Annotated in this window: 17 protein-coding genes; 5 read left to right on the forward strand and 12 right to left on the reverse strand. The window is 71.2% G+C overall.

Annotated elements, in window-relative coordinates; genetic code table 11:
• Positions 1–413: 413 nt before the first annotated feature.
• The 6 genes from ASF96_RS14975 to ASF96_RS15000 all read right to left on the reverse strand — a co-directional run bounded on the left by ASF96_RS14975 (position 414) and on the right by ASF96_RS15000 (position 8828).
• Positions 414–2054, reverse strand: coding sequence for a sensor histidine kinase (locus tag ASF96_RS14975; protein WP_055940483.1), 1641 nt, complete (start codon positions 2052–2054; stop codon positions 414–416).
• Between the two features lie 123 nt (positions 2055–2177).
• Positions 2178–3914: a glycoside hydrolase family 35 protein gene (locus tag ASF96_RS14980; RefSeq protein WP_055940486.1), complete on the reverse strand. Its 1737-nt coding sequence runs from the start codon at positions 3912–3914 to the stop codon at positions 2178–2180.
• A gap of 15 nt (positions 3915–3929) precedes the next feature.
• Positions 3930–5450, reverse strand: a complete 1521-nt coding sequence (locus ASF96_RS14985; protein WP_055940489.1) for an alpha-N-arabinofuranosidase — start codon at positions 5448–5450, stop codon at positions 3930–3932.
• A gap of 70 nt (positions 5451–5520) precedes the next feature.
• On the reverse strand, positions 5521–6879 hold the full coding sequence (locus ASF96_RS14990) for an ABC transporter substrate-binding protein (protein ID WP_200934112.1): 1359 nt from the start codon (positions 6877–6879) through the stop codon (positions 5521–5523).
• 90 nt (positions 6880–6969) lie between these two features.
• On the reverse strand, positions 6970–7779 hold the full coding sequence (locus ASF96_RS14995; protein ID WP_055940671.1) for a carbohydrate ABC transporter permease: 810 nt from the start codon (positions 7777–7779) through the stop codon (positions 6970–6972).
• A 125-nt stretch (positions 7780–7904) separates the two neighbouring features.
• Positions 7905–8828, reverse strand: a complete 924-nt coding sequence (locus ASF96_RS15000) for a carbohydrate ABC transporter permease (RefSeq protein ID WP_055832903.1) — start codon at positions 8826–8828, stop codon at positions 7905–7907.
• A 111-nt stretch (positions 8829–8939) separates the two neighbouring features.
• On the opposite strand from ASF96_RS15000, the gene ASF96_RS15005 reads away from it, so the two are divergent.
• Positions 8940–9986: a LacI family DNA-binding transcriptional regulator gene (locus ASF96_RS15005; protein ID WP_055940492.1), complete on the forward strand. Its 1047-nt coding sequence runs from the start codon at positions 8940–8942 to the stop codon at positions 9984–9986.
• Between the two features lie 208 nt (positions 9987–10194).
• Here the strand turns inward: ASF96_RS15005 and ASF96_RS15010 are convergent, their stop codons facing one another.
• Together ASF96_RS15010 and ASF96_RS15015 are read right to left on the reverse strand one after the other, a co-directional pair.
• Positions 10195–10638, reverse strand: a complete 444-nt coding sequence (locus ASF96_RS15010; protein ID WP_235560626.1) for a GNAT family N-acetyltransferase — start codon at positions 10636–10638, stop codon at positions 10195–10197.
• A gap of 230 nt (positions 10639–10868) precedes the next feature.
• Positions 10869–11309: a hypothetical protein gene (locus tag ASF96_RS15015; protein WP_156458894.1), complete on the reverse strand. Its 441-nt coding sequence runs from the start codon at positions 11307–11309 to the stop codon at positions 10869–10871.
• A 357-nt stretch (positions 11310–11666) separates the two neighbouring features.
• Here ASF96_RS15015 and ASF96_RS17080 point away from each other — a divergent pair, with 357 nt between their 5' ends.
• Positions 11667–12257, forward strand: coding sequence for a hypothetical protein (locus tag ASF96_RS17080; protein WP_156458895.1), 591 nt, complete (start codon positions 11667–11669; stop codon positions 12255–12257).
• Between the two features lie 90 nt (positions 12258–12347).
• On the opposite strand, the gene ASF96_RS15025 is transcribed toward ASF96_RS17080, so the two are convergent.
• The gene (locus ASF96_RS15025; protein ID WP_055940501.1) at positions 12348–12821 is read right to left on the reverse strand and encodes a hypothetical protein; all 474 of its coding nucleotides are present in this window, start codon (positions 12819–12821) and stop codon (positions 12348–12350) included.
• A 381-nt stretch (positions 12822–13202) separates the two neighbouring features.
• Between ASF96_RS15025 and ASF96_RS16615 the strand changes: the two genes are divergently transcribed.
• Positions 13203–16787, forward strand: coding sequence for a glycoside hydrolase (locus ASF96_RS16615; RefSeq protein WP_082509738.1), 3585 nt, complete (start codon positions 13203–13205; stop codon positions 16785–16787).
• A gap of 99 nt (positions 16788–16886) precedes the next feature.
• Here the strand turns inward: ASF96_RS16615 and ASF96_RS17585 are convergent, their stop codons facing one another.
• Genes ASF96_RS17585 through ASF96_RS15045 form a run of 3 tightly spaced genes read right to left on the reverse strand, consistent with a single transcriptional unit; the run spans position 16887 to position 21492 of the window.
• On the reverse strand, positions 16887–18479 hold the full coding sequence (locus tag ASF96_RS17585) for an acyltransferase (protein WP_055940504.1): 1593 nt from the start codon (positions 18477–18479) through the stop codon (positions 16887–16889).
• Complete coding sequence (locus ASF96_RS15040) at positions 18476–19573, reverse strand: substrate-binding domain-containing protein (protein WP_055940508.1); 1098 nt, start codon at positions 19571–19573, stop codon at positions 18476–18478. The genes ASF96_RS17585 and ASF96_RS15040 overlap by 4 nt, the downstream gene beginning before the upstream one ends.
• Positions 19570–21492 (reverse strand): heparinase II/III domain-containing protein, encoded by a 1923-nt coding sequence (locus ASF96_RS15045; protein WP_055940511.1) that lies wholly within the window; start codon positions 21490–21492, stop codon positions 19570–19572. Before ASF96_RS15045 ends, ASF96_RS15040 begins: the two co-directional genes overlap by 4 nt.
• Before the next feature lie 153 nt (positions 21493–21645).
• Here ASF96_RS15045 and ASF96_RS15050 point away from each other — a divergent pair, with 153 nt between their 5' ends.
• Positions 21646–23658, forward strand: coding sequence for a DUF2264 domain-containing protein (locus ASF96_RS15050; protein ID WP_055940513.1), 2013 nt, complete (start codon positions 21646–21648; stop codon positions 23656–23658).
• A complete protein-coding gene (locus ASF96_RS15055; protein WP_055832910.1) occupies positions 23655–24956 on the forward strand; it encodes an ABC transporter substrate-binding protein in 1302 nt (433 codons plus the stop codon). Before ASF96_RS15050 ends, ASF96_RS15055 begins: the two co-directional genes overlap by 4 nt.
• The last annotated feature ends 35 nt before the right edge of the window (positions 24957–24991 follow it).

The raw sequence follows: 24991 nt of genomic DNA on the forward strand, positions 1-24991 counted from the left end.
CCCCGCCCCGCCCCGCCCGCCCCGCCGGCCCCGCCCGCCGCGCCCGCCCGCCCCGCCCGCCGCGACTGCCCGCTGCGCCTGCCCGCCCCGCCCGCGCCCGCCCCGCCCGCGGCGCCCCGCCTGCCGCGCTGTAGCCGGTGCTGGGGCGCGATCGGTGCAGCGGGGCGGTCGCCGTGCGCCCCGGTGCACGGAATGCGCCCCAAACCCGCCCCGCCCGCCCGCCCCGCCTGCCTGCCGCGCCTGCCGCGCAGCGGCTCGACCGGGGCCGCGTGTGGGGCGCGATCGGTGCAGCGGGGCGGTCACCGTGCGCCCCGGTGCACGGAATGCGCCCCAAACTCGCCGCGCCCGCCCGCCCGCCCGCCGCGCCTGCCGCGCCTGCCGCGCCCGCCCGCCCGCCCGCCGGTCGGGGGTGCTCAGGCGGCCGGTGCTGTCGCGGGCAGGTCGAGGGTGACGGTGGTGAACTCGCCGGGCACGCTGTCGATGTGCACCGTGCCGCCGTGGGCGAGGGCGATGGACCGCACGTTCGTGAGACCGAGCCCGAACCCCTGGATCTCGCGCGAGCGTGCGAGCGGGGTGCGGTAGAAGCGGTCGAACGCACGGCGCTGCTCGGCGCGCCCGATGCCGGGCCCGGTGTTGGTCACGGCGATACGCACCCGTCCCTCGCAGACCCCGTGGGCGACGGTGATGGGGCGGGAGGGGATGCCGAACTTCACGGCGTTCGTGAGCAGCTCGCGAATGGCGACCACGAGCTGGGCGCGGTCGGCATGGGCGTGCGAGGGGCCCGTCGAGGTCGTCTCGATCGTGTGCGCGTGCGTCTCGGCGAGCGAGGCGACACCGCGCACCGCCGCGGCCACGACATCGACCAGGTCGACGGAGGCGGGACGCAGGGTCTTCTCGCTCTCGCCCGCGGCGAACAGCTCGCCGACCCGCTGCGTCAGATCGGCGGTGCGTCGCGTCGCGACGTCGACGTAGCGACGCAGGGTGACCTGCTCCGGGTCGATCGCCTCGTCGATGAGGTCGAGGAACCCGGTGATGCTCGTGAGCGGGGTGCGCAGCTCGTGCGAGACGGTGTGCAGGAACTCCTCGCGCACCTCGATCGCCTCGGCGAGCTCGGTGACGTCGTGGATCACGACCACCGTTCCGAGGATGCGCCCGTCGGGTCGCCGCAGACGGCTCGACGAGACGAGCACGGCGGCCTGCGTCCCGGCCGCTCCCCACCACTGCAGCTCGTCGACGACGGCCTCGCCCGACAGGGCGCGGGGGAGGACCTGCGCCCGAGGGGGGATCGGCGTCGCGCGATCGGCGGCGAGCACGTGGGGTCCCGCGAACGGGCGGGTGTCGAGGTCGAACCCGCCCAGCTCGGCGAAGCGGTGCGCGCGGGTATTGGCGACCTCGAGCTGATCGGTCGGTCCGTAGAACGCCACCCCCGCGCTGACGGTGTCGACGATGGCGCTGGCGACGGTCTCGGCATCCCGTGCCTCCTCGAGGGCGGCGGCCTGTCCGCGATACGAATCGGCGAGGCGCCGGGAGTTGCGGCGGAGGTGCCGCGCGGCCACGAACACGATGACCGCGACGCCGACGATGAAGGTCGGCAGGGTGACGACGGTGACCCATTCGACGGCGTTCGCGGGCCACGCGCCCACGTAGGCGAAGCGGAACGAGGTGATGAACCCGGCCCCGAATACGGCGACCGCCATGCCGTACCAGGGGAAGCCGTAGGCGAGCCACAGCACGGGGAAGATCGCGAGGATCGTGACGCTGGGAAAGAGCGCGAGCAACTCGGCGCGCAGCAGGGCGACGGCGAGCATGTCGAGACCCGCGACCGCCATCATCCACGCCAGGGGGAGGCGCTCCCACGGCACGACGAGCGCCGCCAGGGTCGCGACGAGGGTGACGGCGAGGCCGGCGACGACGACCCCGGTGGTGGCGATCGACGGGACCGCGAGACCGGCGACGCCGACGAGGAACGCCACCCCGAGCGTGAAGGGGAGCTGAGCCCGGAGGAAGACGCGGAACCGCCCCCGCGGGCTGACTTCCATCTCGAACAGCGGCACCGTCGTTTCCCCACTTCCGCTCGACGAGAGAGGCCTTCTCTGACCGTACTTCACCGGGAGCGCGGGGAAGTGACCCGTCGTGTCGACCGGTCCGTCGCGTCGCGCGGACGTCGGCCGCGCGACCTACTCCTCGAGCGGCCCGAGCGACGGTGCCGCCACGAACCGTGCCACGGGCTCGAGCACCTGCTCGAGCTCGAGCACGACGATCTCGTTCGCGCCGGCCCGGGTGACGGGGGCGGGCACGTACATCGTGTTCTGCGGGACGGTGCGCCAGTACCGGCCGAGGAAGAACCCGTTGACGAAGGCGTAGCCCTTTCCCCAGGCCGCGGTGTCGAGGAAGAGGTCGGCCGGAGCGTCGAGCGAGAAGGACCCGCGCAGGGCCGAGCGGCCCACGACGCCCGAGTCCGAGCCCGAGCGGGCGGCCGCGATGGCCGTCACCTCGATCGGGGTCGAGGTCCACCCGGTGAGCGGCTGCCCGTCGATCGTCACGTCGCCGATGAGCCCCTTCGCCTCGCCGAGACGATCGGCGTAGTTCACGCGCCCCTGGTCTTCGACGAGCACCGTGAGGTGCGCGCCCGCGGGGATCGCGAGGGCGCGCTCGTGCAACGACCGCGACAGTCGCCCGACCGGCACGCCGTCGACCTCGACCCACGCGAGGTCGCGCACCTCGCCGAAGACGAGGACCCCCGCTGCGTCGTCGAACGCGGGCAGGTCGACGTCGTAGCGCACGAGTGCGCCGAGGTGGCCGAGCTGCTCGAAGCTGGCGGGGGCGTCGGTGATCGCGGCCTCGCCGGCCTCCGGCATCCACTCGCCCTCGCCGGTCAGGGCGACCTCGAGCGCGGGGGCCGCCGCACGCTCGGCGGGCACCTCGCCCTCGACGGGGGCGTACCGGGCGATGACCTCGCGGAAGGCGTGGAACTTCGCCGTCGGGTGGCCCGACTCGTCGATGGGCGCGTCGTAGTCGTATGAGGTGACGATGGGATCGAAGCGGCCCTTGTCGTTCGCGCCGTTCGTGGTGCCGAAGTTCGTCCCGCCGTGCACCATGTAGATGTTCACCGAGGCGCCGGCCGCCAGCAGCACGTCGAGGTCGTGGGCGGATGCCGCGGGGTCGGTGGTGTGGTGGATGCTGCCCCACCAGTCGAACCATCCGTCCCAGAACTCGCTGCACATGAGCGGGCCGGTGGGCTGGTGTTCGCGCAGCGTCGTCAGGCGCTCCTCGGAGCGCGAGCCGAACGAGCCGGTGAGGTGCAGCTCGGGCAGGCTCCCGGCCTCGAGCATCCAGGGCATCGGCTGGTCGACGGTGGTCAGCGGCACCGTGATGCCGGCGTCCTTCGTCACCCGCACGAGCTCGCGCAGGTACTCCTTGTCGGAGCCGTACGCGCCGTACTCGTTCTCGATCTGCACGAGCACCACGTTGCCGCCGCGGTCGATCTGGCGGGGAGCGACGATCTCGTACACGCGGCGCAGGTACTGCGACACCGCCGCGACGAACTGCGGCTCCGACCGGCGGATGCCGATCCCCGGCGTCGAGGTGAGCCACACCGGCAGCCCGCCGTTGTGCCACTCGGCGCAGATATAGGGCCCGGGGCGCACGATGGCGTGCAGGCCCGCGTCGGCGATGAGGTCGAGGAAGCGTCCGAGGTCGTTGGCCCCGGTGGCATCCCACTCCCCCTGCACGGGCTCGTGGGCGTTCCACGCCACGTAGGTCTCGATGGTGTTCAGGCCCATGGCCTTGGCCGTGCGGATGCGATCCGCCCAGTGCTCGGGGTGGATGCGGAAGTAGTGCAGCGTCCCCGAGATGACCTGGTGCGGTCGCCCGTCGAGCAGGAAGTCGGTCTCGCCGATGGTGAAGGTCGTCACGGTGTCTTTCGGGTGTCAGTCGACCAGCCGCGCGCGGATGCGCGCCCAGGCCAGGGCGGGGAGGGTCAGGCGCAGGATGCCGTCGTCGCCGACGCTCACGGGGAGCTCGGCGGGGGCGACGGGTTCGGCGTCGGCGGAGTTGGTGGTGTGGCGGTCGCCGCCCGCGGGGATCGTGACGACGACCGCCTCGACGTCGGCGATGGCGCCCAGCTCGAGCGCGACCTCGGTGGGGGCGTCGAGGTCGCGGTGGGCGAGGAACACCGACACGTGGTCGCCGTCGATCGTGGCGACCGCGTCGACGGCGTCGACGGTGCCGTGGCGGGCGGTGTGGATCGTGGCGCCCTGGACGAGGGGGACCACGACCCGGCCCGATGCCGCTTCGGCGGTGAGCTTGAAGGGGTGGAACGTGCTCTGGCGCCAGGCGGCTCCGCCGTCGGGCTCGGTGCGGATGGGGCCGATGACGTTGACCAGCTGCGCGAGGTTGGCCATCGACACGCGCTCCGACCGGCGGATGAGGGTGATCAGCAGCGAGCCCACGACGACGGCATCGGTCACGGTGTAGTCGTCCTCGATCAGGCGGGGGGCGACGGGCCAGTCGCCGGTGAACACGCGCGGCTTGTCGACCTCGTTCCACCGGGTCTGGTTCCACACGTTCCATTCGTCGACGCTGATGCCGACGGTGCCCCCGTCGGGGGTCGTGGCGCCGACCTCGTCGATGATGTCGGCGACGTCGCCGATGTAGCGGTCGAGAGCGGCGCCGCTGGCGAGGAAGCTCGCCGGGTCGTCCGGGTCTTCCTCGTAGTACGCGTGCACCGAGATGTGGTCGATGAGACCGGCGGTGTGGGTGAGCACGCCGCGCTCCCAGGCGCCGAACGTGGGCATCTCGTGGTTCGAGCTGCCGGCGGCCACCAGCTCGACGGTGGGGTCGAGGAAGCGCATCATGCGGGCGGTCTCGGCGGCGAGGCGGCCGTACTCGTCGGCGGTCTTGTGGCCGATCTGCCAGGGGCCGTCCATCTCGTTGCCCAGGCACCACAGGCGGATGCCGAAGGGCTCGTCGCGGCCGTTCGCGCGGCGTCGTTCGCTGAGCGCGGTGCCGGCGGGGTGGTTGGCGTATTCGAGCAGGTCGGCGGCGTCGGCCACCCCGCGCGTGCCCAGATTTACCGCCTCCATCAGCTCGACACCGGCCGCGTCGGCCCAGGTGGCGAATTCGTGCAGACCGACCTGGTTGGTCTCGGTGCTGTGCCACGCGGCATCCAGCCGCACCGGTCGGTCGGCGCGGGGGCCGACGCCGTCTTCCCACCGGTAGCCCGACACGAAGTTGCCGCCGGGGTAGCGCACGACGGTGGCGCCGAGCTCGCGCACCAGCTCGAGCACGTCGGCGCGGAAGCCGTCGGCGTCGGCGGTCGGATGCTCGGGGGAGTGGATGCCGTCGTACACGCAGCGGCCCATGTGCTCGACGAACGAGCCGAACAGGCGGCGGGGGACGACGGCTCCGACAGAGGTGCGGTCCACGACGATGCGGGTGGGGGTGCTCATGGGTTCTCCAGGCGGGGGAACGGGTGGGGCGGGCCGCATGCGAACGATGCGACCCGCCCCCGGGAACTGCTTACTTGTTGACCGAGAAGCCCTGGTCGTTGCCGTACTGCACGAGCTGGTCCTGCCAGGCGGTGAGGCCGGCGTTCAGGTCGCTCTTGTTGGCGTAGGCCTGGCCCACGGTGTCGCCGTAGATGCTGTTGGCGTACACCTGGAACGGCAGGTAGCTCCAGCCCTCGCGCACCTCGCTCGAGGCCTGCGTGAGCACCTGGTTGATCTGCTGCCCACCGAAGTACTCCGACTCCTTGTCGACGAAGGCGGGGTCGCTCAGCTGCGCGGTGGTCGAGGGGAATCCGCCCGACTCGGCGAAGATCTGCAGGCTCTCCTCGTCGTTGTTCAGCCACTTGAGGAAGCCGGCTGCCAGAGCGGGGTTCTTGCTCTGCTTCGTGACGGCCTGGCCGCCACCGCCGTTCTCCGACGTCACGGCCGTGCCGTCGTAGGTCGGGATCGGGGCCACGGCCCACTTGCCCGCGCCGTCGGCGACCGAGGACTCCAGCACACCCGGCATCCAGGCGCCGATCACGAGCGAGGCGATCGAGCCGTCACCGAGGCCCTTGAACCACTCGTCGCTCCAGCTGGGGGTGTCCGAGATGAGGCCGCCCTCGATGAGGCGGTTCCAGTTGTCGGCGAACTTCTTCGAGCCGTCGTCCTGCAGGTCGATCGCGACGTCGGTGCCGGCGTCGCCCGAGGTCGTGAAGGGAGTGCCCCCGGCCTGCCAGATCATGCTCGTGGTGAAGCCCGAGTCGCCGGTGTCGGCGGTGATGAACTTGGTGGGGTCGGCGGCGTTCAGCTTCTGGGCCGCGGCGTAGTACTCGTCCCAGGTGGTCGGAACGGCGATGCCGAACTGGTCGAAGACCTCTTTGTTGTAGAACAGGGCCATGGGGCCGGAGTCCTGCGGGAGGCCGTAGATCTTTCCGTCGAAGTCGACGGAGCCCCAGGTGCCGGTGCTGTAGTCGCCCTTCAGGTCGGCGAAGCCGTACGACGACAGGTCGACGAGCGAGTCCGAGAGCGCGAACTGGGGGAAGGCGTAGTACTCGATCTGCACGACGTCGGGGGCGCCCGAGCCGGCCTTGATCGCGTTCTGGAGCTTGGTGTACTCCTCGGTGTTGGTGCCCGCGTTGACGTAGTTCACCTTCACGTTGGGGTACTTGGCCTCGAAGGCGGCGACCTGCGCCTCGGCCGAGGGGGTCCACGACCAGTACGTGAGCTCGCCGCCGGCCTCGAGGGCCTTCTCGATGTCGTCGGCGGTGCCGGCGGCGGCGCCGCCGCCGGAGTTGCCACCCGAGCAGGCGGTGAGCGCGCCCACCGTCAGGGCGGTGGCGGCGACGGCGAAGACGGCCCGCCGGGCGGTGCCAGAACGCATGAATGTCATCGGATTCCTCTACTTCGTTGTTGTGGATGTGGTGCGGGTGCAGACGCGGTGCCCCGAGAGGGGCGCGCGCGTTCAGGGGGAGTCAGGGGGTCATTGCTTGACGCTGCCGGCGCTCAGGCCCGACTGCCAGAAGCGCTGCAGCAGCAGGAAGGCGGCCACGATCGGGATGATCGACAGCAGCGCTCCGGTGATCACGAGGTTGTAGATGGGCTGCGCGCCGACGCCGGTGGCCTGTGCGTTCCACTGGTTCAGGCCGACCGTGAGCGGGTACCACTGCGGGTCGCTCAGCATGATCAGGGGCAGGAAGTAGTTGTTCCACGTCGCGACCACCGCGAACAGCAGCACCGTGACGATGCCGGGGGTGAGCAGGCGGATCGAGATCGTGAAGAACGTGCGGAACTCGCCCGCGCCGTCCATGCGGGCGGCCTCGAGCAGCTCGGTGGGGATGGCGTCGGTCGCGTAGACCCAGATGAGGTACAGGCCGAACGGGCTGATGAGCGAGGGGATGATGATCGCCCACGGGGTGTTCGTGATGCCCAGCTGGCTGAACAGCAGGAAGGTGGGCACCGCCAGCGCCGTGCCGGGCACCGCGATCGCGCCGAGCACGACGGCGAACACGGCTTTGCGTCCGCGGAAGTTGTACTTCGCCAGGCCGTAGCCGGCGAGCGTGGCCAGTAGCGTCGCCCCACCGGCGCCGACCGCGACGTACAGCAGCGTGTTGCCGAGCCACCGCAGGAAGATGCCGTCGCGGTAGGTGAGGGTCTGCGCGATGTTGTCGAAGAGCGCGAAGCTGTTCCCGGGGCCGAGCCCGAAGGTGGTGAACAGGTCGGGCTGGGTCTTGGTGGCGTTGATGACCAGCCACGCCAGCGGCACGAGCGTGTACAGCAGGTACAGGCCCATGACGATGCCCAGCACGATCGACTTCTTGCCCTGGGTGGGTGAGGTGCGGGCGAAGCGGCGGCGGGTGCCGCCGGCACGCGGGGTGGTCACCGAGACGGTGTCGGTGCGGGGTGCGGTCGCGGTGGTCATCGCGCCTCCTGACGTGAGCCGCGCAGCTGCACGACGTAGGCGATGACGGCGGTGATGACGCCCATGATGATGGCGATCGTGGCCGCGTAGTTGTACTGCTGGCCGGCGAACGAGAGGTTGTAGGCGTACATGTTCGGCGTGAAGAACGTCGAGATCGTGTTGGGGGCCAGCGGCTTGAGGATGTTCGGTTCGTTGAAAAGCTGGAAGCTGCCGATGATCGAGAAGATCGTGGCGATGACCACCGCGCCGCGCACCGCCGGGATCTTGATCGAGAAGATCGTGCGCCAGGCGCCCGCCCCATCGATCGAGGCCGCCTCGTACAGCTCGCCCGGAATGGTCTTGAGTGACGAGTAGAAGATGAGCATGTTGTAGCCCACGAACTGCCAGGTCACGATGTTGCCGATCGACAGCAGCATCCATTCGGGGAGGAACGGCTGGACGACGTTCCCGCCGAGCAGGTCGTTCAGGTTGCGGGTCAGGCCGAACTGGTCGCCGTAGATGTAGCCCCACATGAGCACGGCCACGACGGCGGGCACCGCGTAGGGCAGGAAGATCACCATGCGGTAGAAACCGGCGGCGTGCAGGCGCGCACTGTCGATCGCGAGGGCGGCCGCGAGGGCCAGCACGAGCATGATCGGCACCTGCACGACGAGGAAGATCGAGACGCGGCCCAGACCGTCCCAGAACTTCTCGTCGCCGAAGGCGGTGACGTAGTTCTCGAAGCCGACGAACGCGTTGCCGCCGACCAGCTGGTCGCGGAACAGGCTGAGGTAGATCGAGTACGCCAGGGGGGCGAGGAACACGAGCGCGAACACCACGGCGAAGGGGGCGACGAACAGCCAGCCGCGGTCGTCGATTCGGGTGCGCCGTTTGCGCCGCGGGGTGCGCAGCGCGGGCGGGGGTGCCGCGGTGGTCGTCATCGTCCAGTGCCTCTTCGTTGATGCGCATTCGGGCCGGGCGGTCGGAATGTTGACGTAAACATAACTCGACCCCCGCTAAGGTGTCAACGTCAACATCCCGAGGGGGCAGGCATGAGCGAGACGACGACGGCGTCGACCGCCACACCGGCGCGAGAGCGCCGGCGCGAGGTGTCGATGGCCGATGTGGCCGCCGCCGCCGGGGTGTCGGGCCAGACGGTCTCGCGCGTGGCCAACGGCCGCACCAACGTCGATCCCGACACTCGCCAGCGCGTCCTCGACGCCATGGCGTCGCTCGGCTACCGCCCCAACAGTGCGGCGCGAGCGCTGCGATCGGGCCGGTTCCGCAGCATCGGCGTGATCATGTTCTCGCTGAGCTCCTACGGCAACACGCGCACGCTCGATGCGCTCGCGTCGATGGCCGCGGCATCCGGATACTCCATCACCCTCATCACGGTGCACTCGGCCTCGCAGTCCGACGTGTCGGGGGCGTTCTCGCGTCTGCGCGAACACGCCGTCGACGGCGTGGTGATCCTGATCGAGACCCACCGTCTCGGTGAGAACGAGTTGTCGCTGCCCACCGGACTGCCCGTGGTGGTGGTCGACTCGAGCGCCGACTACCCGTACGCGGTCGTCGACAACGACCAGGCGCAGGGCGCCCGTCTGGCCACCGAGCACCTGCTCGACCTCGGTCACGCGACCGTCTGGCACGTCTCGGGACCGCCGGAGTCCTTCGCCGCCGAGCGTCGCCGTCACGCGTGGCACGCCGCCCTCGAGGACCGCGGATGCCGTGTGCCCGCGGTGCAGATCGGTGACTGGACCGCCGACTCGGGGCATCGCATCGGCGCCGCCCTCGCGCACGACACCGCCGTCACGGCGGTGTTCGCCGCGAACGATCAGATGGCGCTCGGCGTGATCCGCGCCCTGCACGAGGCCGGCCGCGACGTGCCGGGCGACGTCAGTGTCGTCGGCTTCGACGACATGCCCGAGGCGGCCAACTTCTGGCCTCCGCTCACCACCGTGCGCCAGCGCTTCGAGCGCGTCGGTGAAGAGGCGATGAGCGCGTTGATCGCCGACATCGAGGGCGCCGGGGGAGAGCACGCCCGCACGCTCGTGCCGACGTCGCTCGTGGTGCGCGCGAGCTCGGGTCGCCGCGGCTGAGGGCGTACTCCTCGTGCCGGGGGACGGGGGAAGAGCGGTGTCGTGGTGAACGCTCGCGACGAGACGGCCGACACGATCGAACTGCGTTGCACCGACGAAGGGCCGCGTTATCGCGTCGAGCCGGCGGGCGAGCTGTGGGGGTGGGCGACGTCGCTCATAACGACCCCTGCGGGCGTCGTGCGAACGCGGTGTGAGCGCAGTCGGGATCTCAGTCGCGCACGGGCGCCTGGGTGGCGTGGATCGGGAGCTCTCCCGCTGGGCGAACAAGGGCCGTCGGCCCGGGGTCGGTGAACCCGAACTGCTCGTAGAGGCCGTGCGCGTCGCTGGTGAAAAGCGTCCAGCGGAAATGCGCGCCGGGGCCGTCGTCGATCATCGCCTTGACGATCCTCTTACCCAGACCGTTTCCGCGATGCTCCTCCAGCACGATGACGTCGGCGAGATACGCAAAACCGAGGCCGTCAGACACGGCGCGGGCGAAGCCGACCTGCTCGCCACTTTGCGCGTCGTAGGCCCCGATCACTCGCCACGCCTCACGAATCTGAGTGGCGACGTCATCTCGGCTGCGCCATTTTCCCCAGTAAGCCTCGCGCAGCGCACCCCAGACCATGTCCGTGTCGACACGGTCACGGTCGTCGTCAACGAGGTAGCTCACCCTGGCACTTTAGAACGGGTCCGGCCGTCCGTCATCACGCGGGTTCCCCTCGGCTCGAACGGCTCGCCGCCGTTGTGCGGGACTTCTCCTCGAGCAACCTGGTGATATCGAAGGCGAGCAAGCGGGTTCGAACTAGTCCCTCTCCAGCCGCGATGATCGCCAACGACAGAGGGACCGGGCTCAATCGGCCCGGTCCCTCTGTGCAAATTCGTCCGTGAAACGATCGACGTCTACATTTCGTATGCCTCGGCGAGCTGAGTGGATAGGAACACTGACCACGGGATGTCAGAGAGGTCAGCGGCGTTCGTGCGTATGCCGCGACGCTGCGCTGCCTCCGCGTACAGGTCCCAGGGAAATGCGTTGGGTTCGAGGGCCTCTGATTGAACGAGGGTCACGACCTCGGCGACAACTTCGCGGGCAGGCCGTTTCCACGAGATTGGCTCGGTGGGACCGTGCCGGTATCTCGAGAGGCCCCGGTCCATGTCCAGTCGAATGAGAGACCCATCTGACAAGCGGAGGAACTGCGTGATCTGCATCAGCAGTAGTCGTTCGTCAGGAGCATGTGTCGCTTCGTCCAGGTCACACATGATCACCAGGGCGGTCACGGTTGCCGCAGAAATATCGATCGGGGCAAGCTGAGCGGAGTTGGGTGTGACGTGGACATCGCTCACGGGGCCATACCTTGATGGGGGGTCGAGGTGGGTCATGCTGGCGAGCAGTTCAGGTTCTTCGCGGGGCTGTAGTGCTTTCCGTAGGGGTCAGCCCAATTGGTGAGGTCCACGTCGATTTGTCCTCGCCATCCGACGGGATTTGTGTTGGCGCACGTCTTGTGGGGGGGTTGCCCATCTCCCTGTGCGCAATCCCGGCTGAAAGGACGTGAACACCAGTTCGCTGACCTGGGGGCAGGAGGTGTCCACGGTACGGGTCATCACACATCCCGTCTGTAGTCCAAAAGGGGGACCGCATTCGCGCTGATCTCGCGATCTCGCGCACCGTCGGACACCGCGACCGGCGATACGGTGTTGGCTATGCGGCGTCGACTTCTCGTCATACCCAGTGCGTTTGTCATGGTCGTCTTGGCTCTCACCGGGTGTGCGTCCGGTGCGAATGTCGTCCCGGGCGCCGGAGACGAAGATCGGATTGCTCCTGTTCAGCCCAGCGAATCTTCCGCGGGTGTCGCGGGAGATGCCGCGGCGCTCGCGAAAGCCCAGGCATGGCTCGACGCGGCGAACCTCCCACCGGGAGCGGTACGCACGGACACCTCGCCCGGCGATTTCAACTCCTACACCGGGTGGCCATGCGGCCCCTACGAGCAGTTGGAAGGATTCTGGGTCATCCCCGACACGACCGTGGTCGACGCGGCCAATTGGCTGATCGAGAACCCCACCGCCGACCTCGTGACGACGAACTTCGGTCCCGCGACCGAGGAAAGGGGACCGGTCGATTCCGCGATCGTCGGATACATCCCCGCGCCCGGTTCGCAAGAAGGGATCGTCTACACGCTCGCGAAGAAGGAGGGGGACGTTGCGATCCGGGCGGAGGTCGCCGCACAAACCGACACCGCCTCCTGCCCTCCACTGCCCGACGGCTCGACGTATGGGGCACCCGGACAGGGGTAACGCACTCGGGGTTTTCGGCCTCGCGAGCGTGATCCCGATGCGAAACCGATCGGTTTCGCAAGATTGAGGGCGCCCGCAGGTGAAGGGCGTCTAGCGACGGCGGCGAAGAAGGGCGACGGCGAGCGTCGCGAGCAGGCCGACGAGAGCCACGGGCAAAGTGAAGCCGGTGAGAACGATCGTCGAAGTCCACACCGGCAGCTCGGATGGGGGACTTTCCCCGCGTGATGCTGCCCCTATCGACCAGCCGATGACCCACACGGAGACGATGAGGGCGGCGAGCATGAACCCCAGGCCGACCGTCACCCTGCGGCTGAGGCGGGTGAGAGCCTTGCCGGTCGCTCGGCACAATCCGCCCGCGGCAGCAAGCAGCAGAAGACCAAAGACGACAGTGATGCCTTCCTCGCCCTCATCGCTCGTGCCGCTGAGCGTCGTGAAGCATGCCACGCCAAGAATGGCCGCGAAAGCGGCCCAGGGGATGATGGCGGATGCGGTGGCGATGCCAGCCCATCGGTCTATCGAGGGTTCGGGATGCACCGCTTCAAGGTCCCCCGCGTCGGCCGTCACCGCACCAACGTAGCTTGCGAACTGAAACGATCCCCGCTGATCAAGCGGAGCGCCCCGCGAGGTGATCGCCGTTCGTTCACATGGACGAACCGCAGCCACTCATGCCTAGCTGCTCGTACGACTGTTAGTGCACGATTCTCTCGACGCCGGCGGGGGAGAATCCACACCGCGGGGCGCCCACCTCACCCATAGGAGGTCCGCGATGTGCGCGCGCGTCGGGTTGACGTAGCCGCCTCTCCGCCCACGACGCGCGAGAGGACCGTTCGCTCGAAAGTCGTTGCGCGCGTCGCCGGGGCTCGCCTAGGCTCGGTGTTGACGTCAACATGTTGACGTCAACATCCCCCCACAGGCCGCATCGGAGCGGCCGGAACGGAACCGACGATGACGTCTCGTGTCCTGTCCTTCACCTGCGCCGCGGCCCTGGTCGCCGGCGCCCTGACCGTCGGGTCGGCCTCCGCGCCGCCCCCCGCGCGCGCGGCCGACGACCCCGCGGCCGTGCGCATCACCCCGAATCCCGCGTCGGCCACCGAGGCCTTCGAGGGGTGGGGAACCAGCCTGGTGTGGTTCGCTAACGCCACCGGCAACTACCCCGCCGACGTGCGGCAGAAGCTGTTCGACGCCGTCTTCGGCGACGAGGGGCTGAACCTCAACATCGCCCGCTACAACGTCGGCGGCGGCAACGCCTCCGACGTGCCGCCCTACCTGCGCCCGGGCGGTGCGGTGCCCGGCTTCTGGAACCCCGAGCTTCCCGCGACTGACGCCGAGGGCGAGATCACCTCGACCTACGCCGACCGCGACCGCTACCGCGAGGCGTGGAACCCCGACGACCCGACCCACTACGACTTCTCGGCCGACTCGGCCCAGCGCTGGTGGCTCGACGCCCTGAAGGACAAGGTCACCCACTGGGAGGCCTTCAGCAACTCGCCGCCGTACTTCCTCACCGACAGCGGCTTCGTCTCGGGCGGGATCAACGACGCCACGAGCGAGCAGCTCGCCCCCGCCGACATGGACGCCTTCGCCGGGTACATGGTGACCGTCGTCGACGAGCTCGAGAGAGCCCACGGCATCCGCTTCGACACCATCGACCCCTTCAACGAGCCGAACACGAACTACTGGCAGACGCAGATCCCCGAGGGCGCGACCTGGCCCACGGGCGGTCGCCAGGAGGGCGCGCACATCGGCCCCGAGCGTCAAGACGAGATGATCGGCGCGCTCGCCGAGCGCCTCGCCGCCGGATCGACCACCACGGATGCCGTGATCTCGGCGATGGACGAGACCAACCCGGGCATCTTCGCCACCAACTGGAACACCTGGTCCGAGGCGTCGAAAGATGCCGTCGACCAGCTGAACGTGCACACCTACGGCACGGGCGGGCGCCCCGTCGTCCGCGACATCGCCAAGGCGTCCGACAAGCCGCTGTGGATGAGCGAGGTCGAGGGCAACTGGACCGACACCGGCCGTGGCTTCGTCACCGACGACATCGAGAACGGACTCGGCATGGCCTCGCACATCGTGGGCGACCTGCGCGAGCTCGAGCCCGAGGCGTGGGTGTTCTGGCAGCCGGTCGAAGACCTCTACAACATGGAGAAGGTCGAGAAGCTCAACTGGGGCAGCGTCTTCATCGACTTCGACTGCAACGCCCAGGGACTCTCGGAGCGGCGCATCGCCGACGGTGACGCCGACCCCAGCTGCCAGGTGCTCACGAACGAGAAGTTCAACACCGTGCGCAACTTCACGCACTACATCCAGCCCGGCGACCGGCTCATGGCCACCGACGACACGAACTCGACCGCGGCCATCGACGCCGACGGACAGGGCGCGTCGATCGTGCATGTCAACGCCGACGATGCCGAGCAGGTCGTCGAACTCGACCTCCGCGGCTTCGGCGAGATCGCCGCGGGCGCGACGGTCACCCCGATCGTCACGACCCAGTCGACCGCTGACGAGCCCACCGTCAACGCGCTCCGCGCCGGCGACGCCGTGGCCGTGGACGCGGCATCCGGGATCGCGACCCTCACCGTGCCGGCGAAGTCGGTCGTCACGTTCGAGGTCGACGGCGTCTCGGGTGTGGCCGCGGACGCTCCGGCGTTCCGCGACCAGGACCGCGTGCAGCTCGTCGGCGTGCAGAGCGGACTCGCCCTGCAGGGCGGGTCGGCCCTCACGATCGACGAGGATGCCGCGACCCCCGAGGCCGCGAGGGCGCAGGGCTGGACCGTGCGCACCGTCGACGGCGCCGGGACGAACCGCCACCGCTTCACCCTCGAGAACGGCGACGGGCTGTTCCTCGGTTCGCGCGACGGGGCGACCGCCCTCGTCGACACCGACCCCGCCACCGCGGCGGCCGACCCGGCGACGCAGTGGATGGGCTCGACCCTCGACGGCTCGACGTACTCGGTGCTCAACGTCGCGGCCGAGCGCGTGCTCGACGTGGGCGGCGAGAGCCGCGAGCCGGGCGCCGGCGTGGGGCTGTGGACCTCGAACGGCGCCGGCAACCAGACCTGGCGTCTCGTGAGCACCACCGCCGTCGCCAGCGACCCGGTCTCGGTGGCGACCCCGGTGGGCACGGCTCCCGTCCTGCCCGAGACCGTCGCGGTCCGCTACGCCGGGGGAGTGGGCCGCGAGGCCGCCGTCACCTGGAACACCGACGGGCTCGATTTCGGGTCCGCCGGCACCGTGACGGTGCCCGGAACGGCCACCGAGGTGTTCGGCGCCACCGTCGAGGCCCGCGCCGAGGTCGAGGTGGGGGCGTTCACCGCCACCCGTCCCCGCTCGGTGACGGTCGTCGAGGGCAGCGCCCCGGCCGCCGTGCAGGCGCAGGCCGACGACACGGTGCTCGCCGAGATCCGCCCCTCGGGCGAGGGATACCCCGTTCCGGTCGAATGGGCCTGGGGCGACCTCGACGACGACGCCTTCGCCGAGCCCGGCACGGTGGACGTGGCGGGCACGACCGACGACGGGCTCGACGCACGTCTGACGGTGATCGTCACGACCGCAGTCGACCGTAACGTCGCACCCGACAGCACGCCCTCGGCCACGTACACCGAGACCGGCTACGGGGTCGAGCGCACCATCAACGGCGACCCGTCCGACAAGGGCTGGTCGAACTGGCGACCGGATGCCAAGAACCCCCGCGACACCCTCGGCTACGCGCTCGCCGCCGACGAGACCCTGCGCGGGGTCACCGTGCAGTTCTATCGAGACGGTGGCCCGAGCTGGGCCGACACCGTGCGCGTCGACCACCGCATCGACGGCGGCGAGTGGGTCGAGGGCGAGCCGGTCGCCGTGCCGGTGCCCGAGGCCGGTGCCCCGAGGGTCGAGGTGCCCGTCGAGGGTGCCCGCGCCGATGAGGTGCGGGTCGTGCTCGAGGCGCGCGAGAACGAGCACATGATCGTGTCGGAGGTCGAGATCCTCGCCGACGCCCCCGCGCCCGCCGGCCTCGCCGACCTGGCGCGCCTGACGGTGGGCGACGAGCCGGTGCCCGGCTTCGACCCCGCGGTCACGGAGTACGCCTCGACGGTCGAGGGTGACGCGCTGCCGTCGCTGTTCGCGCTCGCCGTCGACGAGGACGCGGTCGTCGAGATCACGCAGCCCCGGGATGCCGCGGGCGTCGGCACCGTGCGGGTCACCGCCCCCGATGGCACGGTGCGCACCACCACGGTCACCGTGACCCTGGCCGAGCCGGGCACCCCCGGTGAGCCGGGGACGCCGGGCGAGCCGGGGACGCCGGGTGAGCCGGGGACGCCGGGCGAGCCGACCGAGCCCGGGGAACCCGGCGCTCCGGGTCAGCCGAGCGCTCCCGGTCAGCCGGGCGGCGGCGACGCGGGTCAGGGGCAGAACCCCGACGGCGGGGATCTGGCATCCACGGGTCAGGACACCGCGGGGATGACGGCCCTGTCCGCCGCGGCGCTGCTGCTGCTCGCTCTCGGCGCGGGCGTGCTGGTGGCCCGCCGCCGGTCCCGGGCCTGAGGCCGGGCGCGTGAGGCGCCGGGAATCGTCGCTTCCGGAGTGTTCCGGGCGACGATTTCTGGCGCCTCACGCGAACCCGCGGGAGCGCGGGCCCGCGGGTCAGCGGGGTGCGGGCTCGGGGCGGTGGATGCCGCGCGGGCGGTAGCCCAGGGCGTCGGAGCACTCCAGGAGGTCGGCGAGGTACCAGACGATGGCGAGCCACATCTCGGTGCCCTGCAATCCCGGATCGTCGCCGTCGAGGCGGAACGCCATCCCGGCTCCCGTGCTCCAGCCGCTCAGCGCGTGGCGCAGCAGGTCGGCGGCCAGGGTGCGCACCTCGTCGGTGCGGTATCCGTTCGCCCGTGTGAGCCACAGGGGGTGGGCGATGTCGAGCACCGTGCACGCGTCTCGTCGCTCGGGCCGCATCCAGCGGTCGTTGCGCGCATGACGCAGCACCGTGTCGATGACCGCTTCGGGGTGGGCGACGTCGGCGCCGAACTGCGCCACAGTGCCGCGCGCGGCGCGGTAGAAGCCGTTGACCAGCAGGCGCAGGTCGCCGTCGGCGCCCGGTCGGCCCCACATTCCGGTGCGGGCGTCGGCGTGTAGCGACAGCCACCCGAACAGGGTCTCGGCGAACGCCGGGGGAACGGCATCCGCCCGGCGCAGGCTCCAGTGCAGCGCGGTGCCGATCGCGTCGACGTGATGACCGGCGCGCCAGGGGTCGTCTCCCCACGGCAGGGCATCGAGGCGCGCGACGAGACCGGCGGCGTCGGCCGCGACGACGTCGGCCAGGGGGTGGGCGAAGCCACCGCCCAGCAGGTCGAGGGCGTAGCCGGCGCTCAGCACGCCGTACGCCGCGTCGGGGTCGTCCCACAGCGACGCCGCGTCGGTCATCAGCCCGGTGTCGGCGCGTTGCTGCGCCCCGAGCACGTCGATCCAGTCGGCGCGGTCGGCACCCGCGGGCGGGCCGCCGTGCAGCAGGGCCGAGAGCTCGATCGCGTCGCAGGTCGCCCGCAGCGACGCGGGCGCGTCGGGGCGATCGCGGAACCCGCCGTCGACGGCTCCCCGCTCGAGCACCGACGACAGTTCGGCGCGCGCCACGTCCGCGAAGCGCGCGAGGTCGTCGCGGCGCGGATCGGCGACCGCCGTCGGAGCCACTCGCCAGCGCAGCACCCGGGCCGGGTTGCCCCCGACGATCGCTCCGGCGGCGACGTCTCTGGTGACCACGGCCCCCGCCGCGAGCACGGCGTGGTCGCCGACCGTCACGCCGTCGAGCACGATCACGTGCGATCCGATCCAGACGTCCGACCCGATCCGCACGCCGCGTGAGGTCAGCGGCTGGCGGAAGACCTCGGTGCCCGGTTCGAACGAGTGGTTGAAGCCGATGATCGACGTGTGCGCCCCCACGCGGACCGCGTCGCCCAGCTGCACGTCACCGCGCACGACCGTGTAAGGGTTGATCGAGCAGTCGGCGCCGATGAGGACCGAGCCGGTGAGGTAGGCGCCGAGCGCGACGTACGAGCGGTCGCCGATCGAGAAGGCGTCGGGATCGACTCCGGCGTGCTCCGAGACGAAGACGTCGGCGCCGATCCGCCAGTCGGGATGGGCGGCGCGCAGGGCCGCGAGGTGCGCCCGCTGGCGATCCCGGTCCTCGGGCGCGGCGTCGCCGTCGAACGTCCACGGCGAGAAGTCGTACGACGACGGCGCGGTCATGACCGCGGGGCCGCCGTGGAGGCACGCACGTTCAGGCGCGGGCTGAGCTGCACGCGATGCACGGGGCGGTCGGGCTCGGCGATGCGCCGGACCAGCAGCTCGACCGCCGCCTCGCCGACGCTCGCGCGCGGCGGACTGACGGCGGTGAGCGCCGGGGTGAAGAGCTGGGCGACCTCGTCGTCGTACGCGATGATCGACAGGTCGTCGGGCACCGAGATGCCGCGCGTCAGTGCGAGATCGACGAAGGCCATCGCCTCGGGGTCGGAGTGCACGAGCAGGGCCGTCACGCCGGTGGCCAGGGCCGAGTCCAGCGTGGCGTTGACCACGTCCGAGAAGTCGGGGCTCGTGCGGTCGGGCAGGGTCTGCTCGAAGTGATCGGCGGGGGTGAGGGCGAGCTCCTCGCAGGCGGTCTGCCACCCGCCGGCGATCTTTCGCGAGGTGGGCGAGTGCCGCGAGAGGATCAGCCCCACCTTGCGGTGCCCGAGGGTCGCGAGGTGACGGGCGGCGAGCAGGGCGCCGAGCGCGTGGTCGGTCGTCACCGACTCCCTCGGGATGCCGCCCGCTCCCGGAACCGCATCGCGTTCGACCAGCACGCTCGGCACCGGGCAGTCGGCGAGCCAGCTCATGACGTCGGCGGCGTGCGCCGTGTCGGTGTTGGGTGCGACGACGAGTCCGCGCACGTCGCCGTTGGCGACGAGACGTTCCAGCACGGGCCGCTCGTCCTGCAGCTCGTACGAGGCACCGCGCAGGAGCATCTTGTACCCCAGGCGCCGACCGGCCGTCTCCATGCCCCGTACGACACCCGGCCAGTAGTAGGCGAGCGACGGAACGAGCACGGCGATCGATCCGGTCTGCGTCTCGTCGGCCCGGGTGGCGGGTGCCGGGGTGTTCGCCCCGGCGACCGCGCCGCCGTGCACCCGGCGCAGCACCCCCTCTTTCTCGAGCTGGGCCAGGTCGCGCCGCAGCGTCACCGTGGCGACGCCCAGGTCGTCGGTGAGCTGCGAGATGCGCACGGCACCGTCGTTGTGCAGGGCGCTCAGGATGTGGGCGCGACGCTCGGCGGCGAGCGGCTGGTGCGGGGTGGTGTCGGTCATCGAAGATCCTCGGTCGGTGTGTCCAGTTCTACCGTGAGCTGCACGTGGGTGCGCGACGCCAGGGGAAGGGCGAGGCGGGTCAGCCGCTCGCCCCACACCTCGGTGAGCAGCGGATCGTCGAGCTCTCGCACCTCCGCCGTCGCCTCGATGTCGCTCGGCCAGCGCAGACGCACCGCACGAGCCCCCTCGATCGGGACGACGCGGGCGCCCCCGCGCTCGAGGGTCACCTCGCCCGCGACGAGCAGATGCACGCGCGTGTCGTCGGTGGTGGGGGCGTCGTCGGCGAAGCGCCAGGCGTCGTCGATCTCGATGCGTCCGCGGGTGCGGTCCAGCGCCGCGCGGCGCCGCCACGACGCGAGCCCCGCCTCGGGATAGGCGCCGGCGAGGTCGACGTGGAAGACGGCGAGGTCGTCGGTCGCCTCCGCGTGCGCGTCGCGGGCGACGGCATGCGCTCCCGCCGGTTGGGCGACGCCGCGCACGACGGGCACGTTGTGCCACGCGCTCTGCATCGTCCAGATGTCGTAGCGGTCGGGGCCGAACGTGGCGGCGGTGTAGGTCGGGCGCCCGGCGTCGACCAGGACGGGCACCCCGTCGACGGCGACGACGACGGCGCCCACGTCGTTGTGGTTGTGGTGCTCGCCGTTGTGCCCGCCCTTCGCGACCAGGGCCAACCCGTCGCTCGATCCGGCGCGCTCACGGGCGAGGAACACCTGCGTCGAGGGCAGCCAGACGTCGCGGGGGAGCGGGGGCGGGGCGGGGGATGCCGACACCCAGGCGGGATCGGTCATCCCGCGCAGCAGCCGGCCCAGGCCCTCGCGCTCGGTGGCGGCGGGGGTGCCCGGACGGCGGTGCGATGCGGCGAGGTCTGCGGCCGCCGTGTCGCCGTGGCGCCGGGCGGCGCGATGCAACGCGTGCCACGGCTGGTCGGCGGGGGGTCGGGCCTGCCCGTCGGCGTGGTTGACGAACCAGTCGCCGCCGAGGTGCGAGCGATGGGGGAAGGCGACGGTTTCGCGCAGGGCCGTCACCGCGGTGGTGTCGACCGCTCCGTCGGAGGCGTGCGCGAGGACGTCGAGCGCCTCGAGGGCGCGCGCGGCCCCGTTCCACCAGTAGGCGTATCCCTCGTCGATGGCCCCGTCGGCGGGGAGGACGGCGACGTAGCGGTCGAGACCCTCGACGGCCAGGGCGACGATCCGGTCGCGCTCGACGGCCTCATCGGGCCGGTCGAGCAGGCGCAGGGCGGCGACGATGACGTTGCCGTGGATCCAGGGGTTCCAGTTGTGCACGTCGCCGTCGAGGCCGATCCAGTGCCAGTCGCGGCGCCGCTGGAACGGCGCGAACACGCGCGTGCGGGCTTCGTGGCGGATGCGCGCGCGGAGCCCGGGGGCGCGGGCGTCGAGCTGATCGCCGAGCAGGTGGTCGATCCAGGCGAGCTGCGCGACCACCTCACCCGCGCCGAGGTCGACGAAGGGATCGGTCACGGTGGCCAGCACCGAGCCGTGCACGCTCCGGGTGTCGTCGTGGGCGGGCCAGCACCACGAGCTCTGCTCGCACAGCAGCACGACGCCGTCGACGACCTCGTCGATCCACATCTCGTCGAGGGTGGAGGCGGCGGCGACCGCGGCGCGGCTGAGGCGGCGCTGCCTCTCGAAGGCCGCGTCCTCCCAGGCGGTGCGGTCGCCGTCGCGGTGCACCCGGGCCGCGTCGCTCGCCCGCGGGTGCGGCCAGGGCGTCGCGCGCTCGCCGCCGGCGCGGGCGACGAGGTCGTCGATGCCGATGCGATCGGCCGACCCCGCCCGCGGGTCCCACACGGCGCGGTCGGATGCCGGGGGCACGGGCAGGGCCTGGGCGGGCGCTCGGAGCGTGATGCCCTCGACGAGCGTCGCGAGCGGCCCGCGGAAGGCGGCGGTGGGGAACGGCATCGGTCTCCTTCGAACGGGATGGTCCCGCTACAAACGATCATAAACGATCATGAAGATTCAGAAAAGATGTTGTGGTGTTGTTTTTTGGTTGATACGCTCGCCAACGTTCACCACTCCCGTGTCGGTGAACGGACGGTCTTCGAAGGAGAACCCGTGGCGACTTCCGCCCTTCCCCGCCTCGCCGGCGGACAGCGCAGCGACTGGCTCGCCGTCGCCGATGCGCTGCTCACCGCCGCGCAGCGCCACGCGAGCCCCGGTCGCGGACGCATCGTCTTCCCCGGCGAAGAGGGCGGATACGGCGCCGCCGTCGACGGCCTCGAGGGGTTCGCCCGCGTCTTCCTCCTCGCCGGGTTCCGCATCGCCGGCGCGCGCGGCCAGGGCGTCGACGACCTCATCGCCTTCTTCACCGCCGGCGTGCGCACCGGCGTCGACCCCGAGGCCCCCGACCGCTGGGTGCGCATGGACGAGCACGCGCAGGCCAAGGTCGAGGCGGCATCGCTCGCCCTCGCCCTCGACCTCACGCGCGACTGGATCTGGGACGCCCTCGACGCGCGCACCCGCGAGCGGGTCATCGCCTACCTCGCCCCCGTCGTCGGAGACGAGACCTACCCGCAGACCAACTGGGTGTGGTTCCGCATCGTGGTCGAGACCTTCCTGCGCTCGGTCGGCGGCCCCTGGTCGGCGTCCGACATCGCCGCCGACCTGGCCCGGCACGACTCGTTCGCCCGCGCCGACGGGTGGATGTCCGACGGGGAAGAACGCGCGTACGACCACTACGTGGGGTGGGCGCTGCACGTGTACCCCGTGCTGTGGCCGCGCATGACCGGCGCCGAGGCGCTCGCGGGCGACCGCGCCGCGGCCGACGTGGCGCTCCTGGACCGCTTCCTCGTCGACGCCGTTCGCCTGGTCGGCGCCGACGGCTCGCCGCTGCTGCAGGGACGCAGCCTCATCTACCGCTTCGCCGCCGCCGCCCCCTTCTGGGCCGGTGTGATCGCCGAGGTCCCCTCGACCGGCGCGGGGCGTCTGCGTCACGCGGCCGGCGCGATCGTCGACCACTTCGTGTCGCACGGGGCCCCCGACGTCGACGGCGTGCTCACCCTCGGATGGCACGGCGAGTGGCGCGCCCTCGCCCAGTCGTACTCGGGTCCCGGCTCGCCGTATTGGGCCGTCAAGGGTCTGATGGGCATCGCCCTGCCCGCCGACCACCCGGTGTGGGCGGCGCCCGACGAGCCCCTCCCCGTCGTCGAGGTCGACGACCTGCGGGCCGTGGCCGCCGCCGGCTGGATCGTCTCGGGAACGCGGGCCGACGGGATCGTGCGCGTGATCAACCACGGCACCGACAAGGCGCGCCCCGGGGCTCGCAGCGCCGACTCTCCGCTGTACGCCCGCATCGGCTACTCCACGGCCACCGCGCCGCTGCTCGACGAGCTCGCCTGGACCGAGCCCCTCGAACAGGCCGTCGCCCTGGTCGACGCGTCGGGCCGCGCGACCCACCGCACGGCGCTCGTGCCCCTGGGGGCGCACGTGGTCGGCGGGGTGGGAATTGCGGCGTCGACGTCGGACGTGCACACGGTGGATGCCGTTCCCACCGCGCACCGCCATGGTGCCGGTCTCACGGGCTCGGTGAACCACGTCGGCCGGGTGACGGTGCGCTCGCTCGTGCGCGGCGCCTGGGAGGTTCGCATCGTCTCGGTCGACGACCTCGCCCCCGGCGTCGACGTCGACACCCTGCGGGTGCGCGTCGGCGGGTGGCCGATCGCGGGCGCCGACCCCGCGCACTCCACCGACACGGGTGCCGCCGAGGTGCGTTCGCACGGCCGGGTGTCCGGCATCCGGGCCCTCACCCCGGACGCCACCTCGCGCGTGATCGTGCGCCGCCACGCCAGCCCGCTCGGCGAGGTCGCCGTGGTGCCGGTGCTGACGTGGGACGCGCAGGTCGGCCGGCCCTTCGTCGCCCTCGTCTCGCTGAGCGGCGACACCACGGCCGACACCCGCGACGCCGCGTTCGAGATCGAGGGCGACGAGCCCGTCGCCGTCGTCACCTGGCCCGACGGCCGGTGCACGCGCACCCCTCTCACAGACTCCGGAGCCTCTCGATGGGCGCACCGGCATTCACGGGCCCGCACCGGAGCCCCGTACGCAATCGCAAAGGAGCAGCACGTATGAAGCGCAAGATCGTCGTCGCGACCGGGATGGGCATCGTCGCCGCCCTGTCGCTGACCGCCTGCAGTGGGGGATCCTCGGACGCCGCCGCCGAGGGTGGCCCCGTCACGCTGTCGATGTCGGGATGGAGCCTCAGCACCACACCGGAGTTCCAGGCCCTCGCCGACAAGTTCCACGAAGACAACCCCGACGTCACGATCGAGGTCAAGGAGTACGACTCCACCAACTACGACACCCTCATGACGGCCGACCTGGCCGCGGGCACCGGCCCCGACATCGTGACGCAGAAGAACCTCAAGACCTTCATCACGTACCAGGCCGGCGGTCAGCTCGCCGACGTCTCCGACGTGACGCTGCCCGACGGCATCGGCGGCGCCGACGCCTACGACGTCGACGGCTCCACCTGGGCCGTGCCGTACCGCCAGGACTCCTGGGTGCTCTTCTACAACAAGGACCTCTTCACCCAGGCCGGCGTCGCCGAGCCCGACGGGTCGTGGACCTGGGACGACTACGAGAAGGCCGCCGAAGAGCTGACCACCCAGCTCGGCGCCGCCGGCTCCGCCGCCCTCGGCACCTACCAGCACAACTGGCAGTCGACGGTGCAGGGCTTCGCCAACGCGCAGAGCCCCGACGTGAACATCCTCGACGGCGAGTTCGGCTACCTCGAGCCCTACTACGAGCGTTCGCTCGCCCTGCAGCAGGCGGGCGCGCAGGTCGAGTACAACACCGTCACCGCCAACAAGCTCACGTACCAGGCCGAGTTCGGCAAGCAGCAGGCGGCCATGATGCCCATGGGCACCTGGTACGCGGCCACGCTCATCGCCCAGCAGGCCAAGGGCGAGGCCGACGCCTTCTCGTGGGGCTTCGCGCCCATCCCGCAGTTCGACTCGTCGACGGCCGGCACCTCGAAGACGCCGGTGACCTTCGGCGATCCGACCGGGTTCGCCGTGAACAAGGCGGCGGATGCCACCAAGCTCGCCGCCGCGAAGAAGTTCCTCGCCTTCGCCGCCGGTGAAGAGGGCGCGCAGGTGCTCGCGGGCCTCGGCATCACGCCGGCCTTCACCAGCGACACCGTCGCCCAGACGTACTTCGCGGTGAAGGGCGCTCCCGCCGACGAGCTGTCGTCGTTCGCATGGTCGTCGCACGACACCAAGCCCGAGAACCCCACCTCGGCGAAGACCGCGGCCGTGCAGAACATCCTGCTCGACCTGCACACCGCCGTGATGTCGGGTTCGACGTCGATCGACGACGCCATCTCGACCGCCGAGAACCGCGTCAAGAGCGAGGTCGGCGTCGGCTGACGCGACCACCGGTGGCCGGCCCGGCGCCCACGTCC

Origin of the sequence: Microbacterium sp. Leaf179 (genome assembly GCF_001423785.1) — a bacterium.
Lineage (GTDB): Bacteria > Actinomycetota > Actinomycetes > Actinomycetales > Microbacteriaceae > Microbacterium.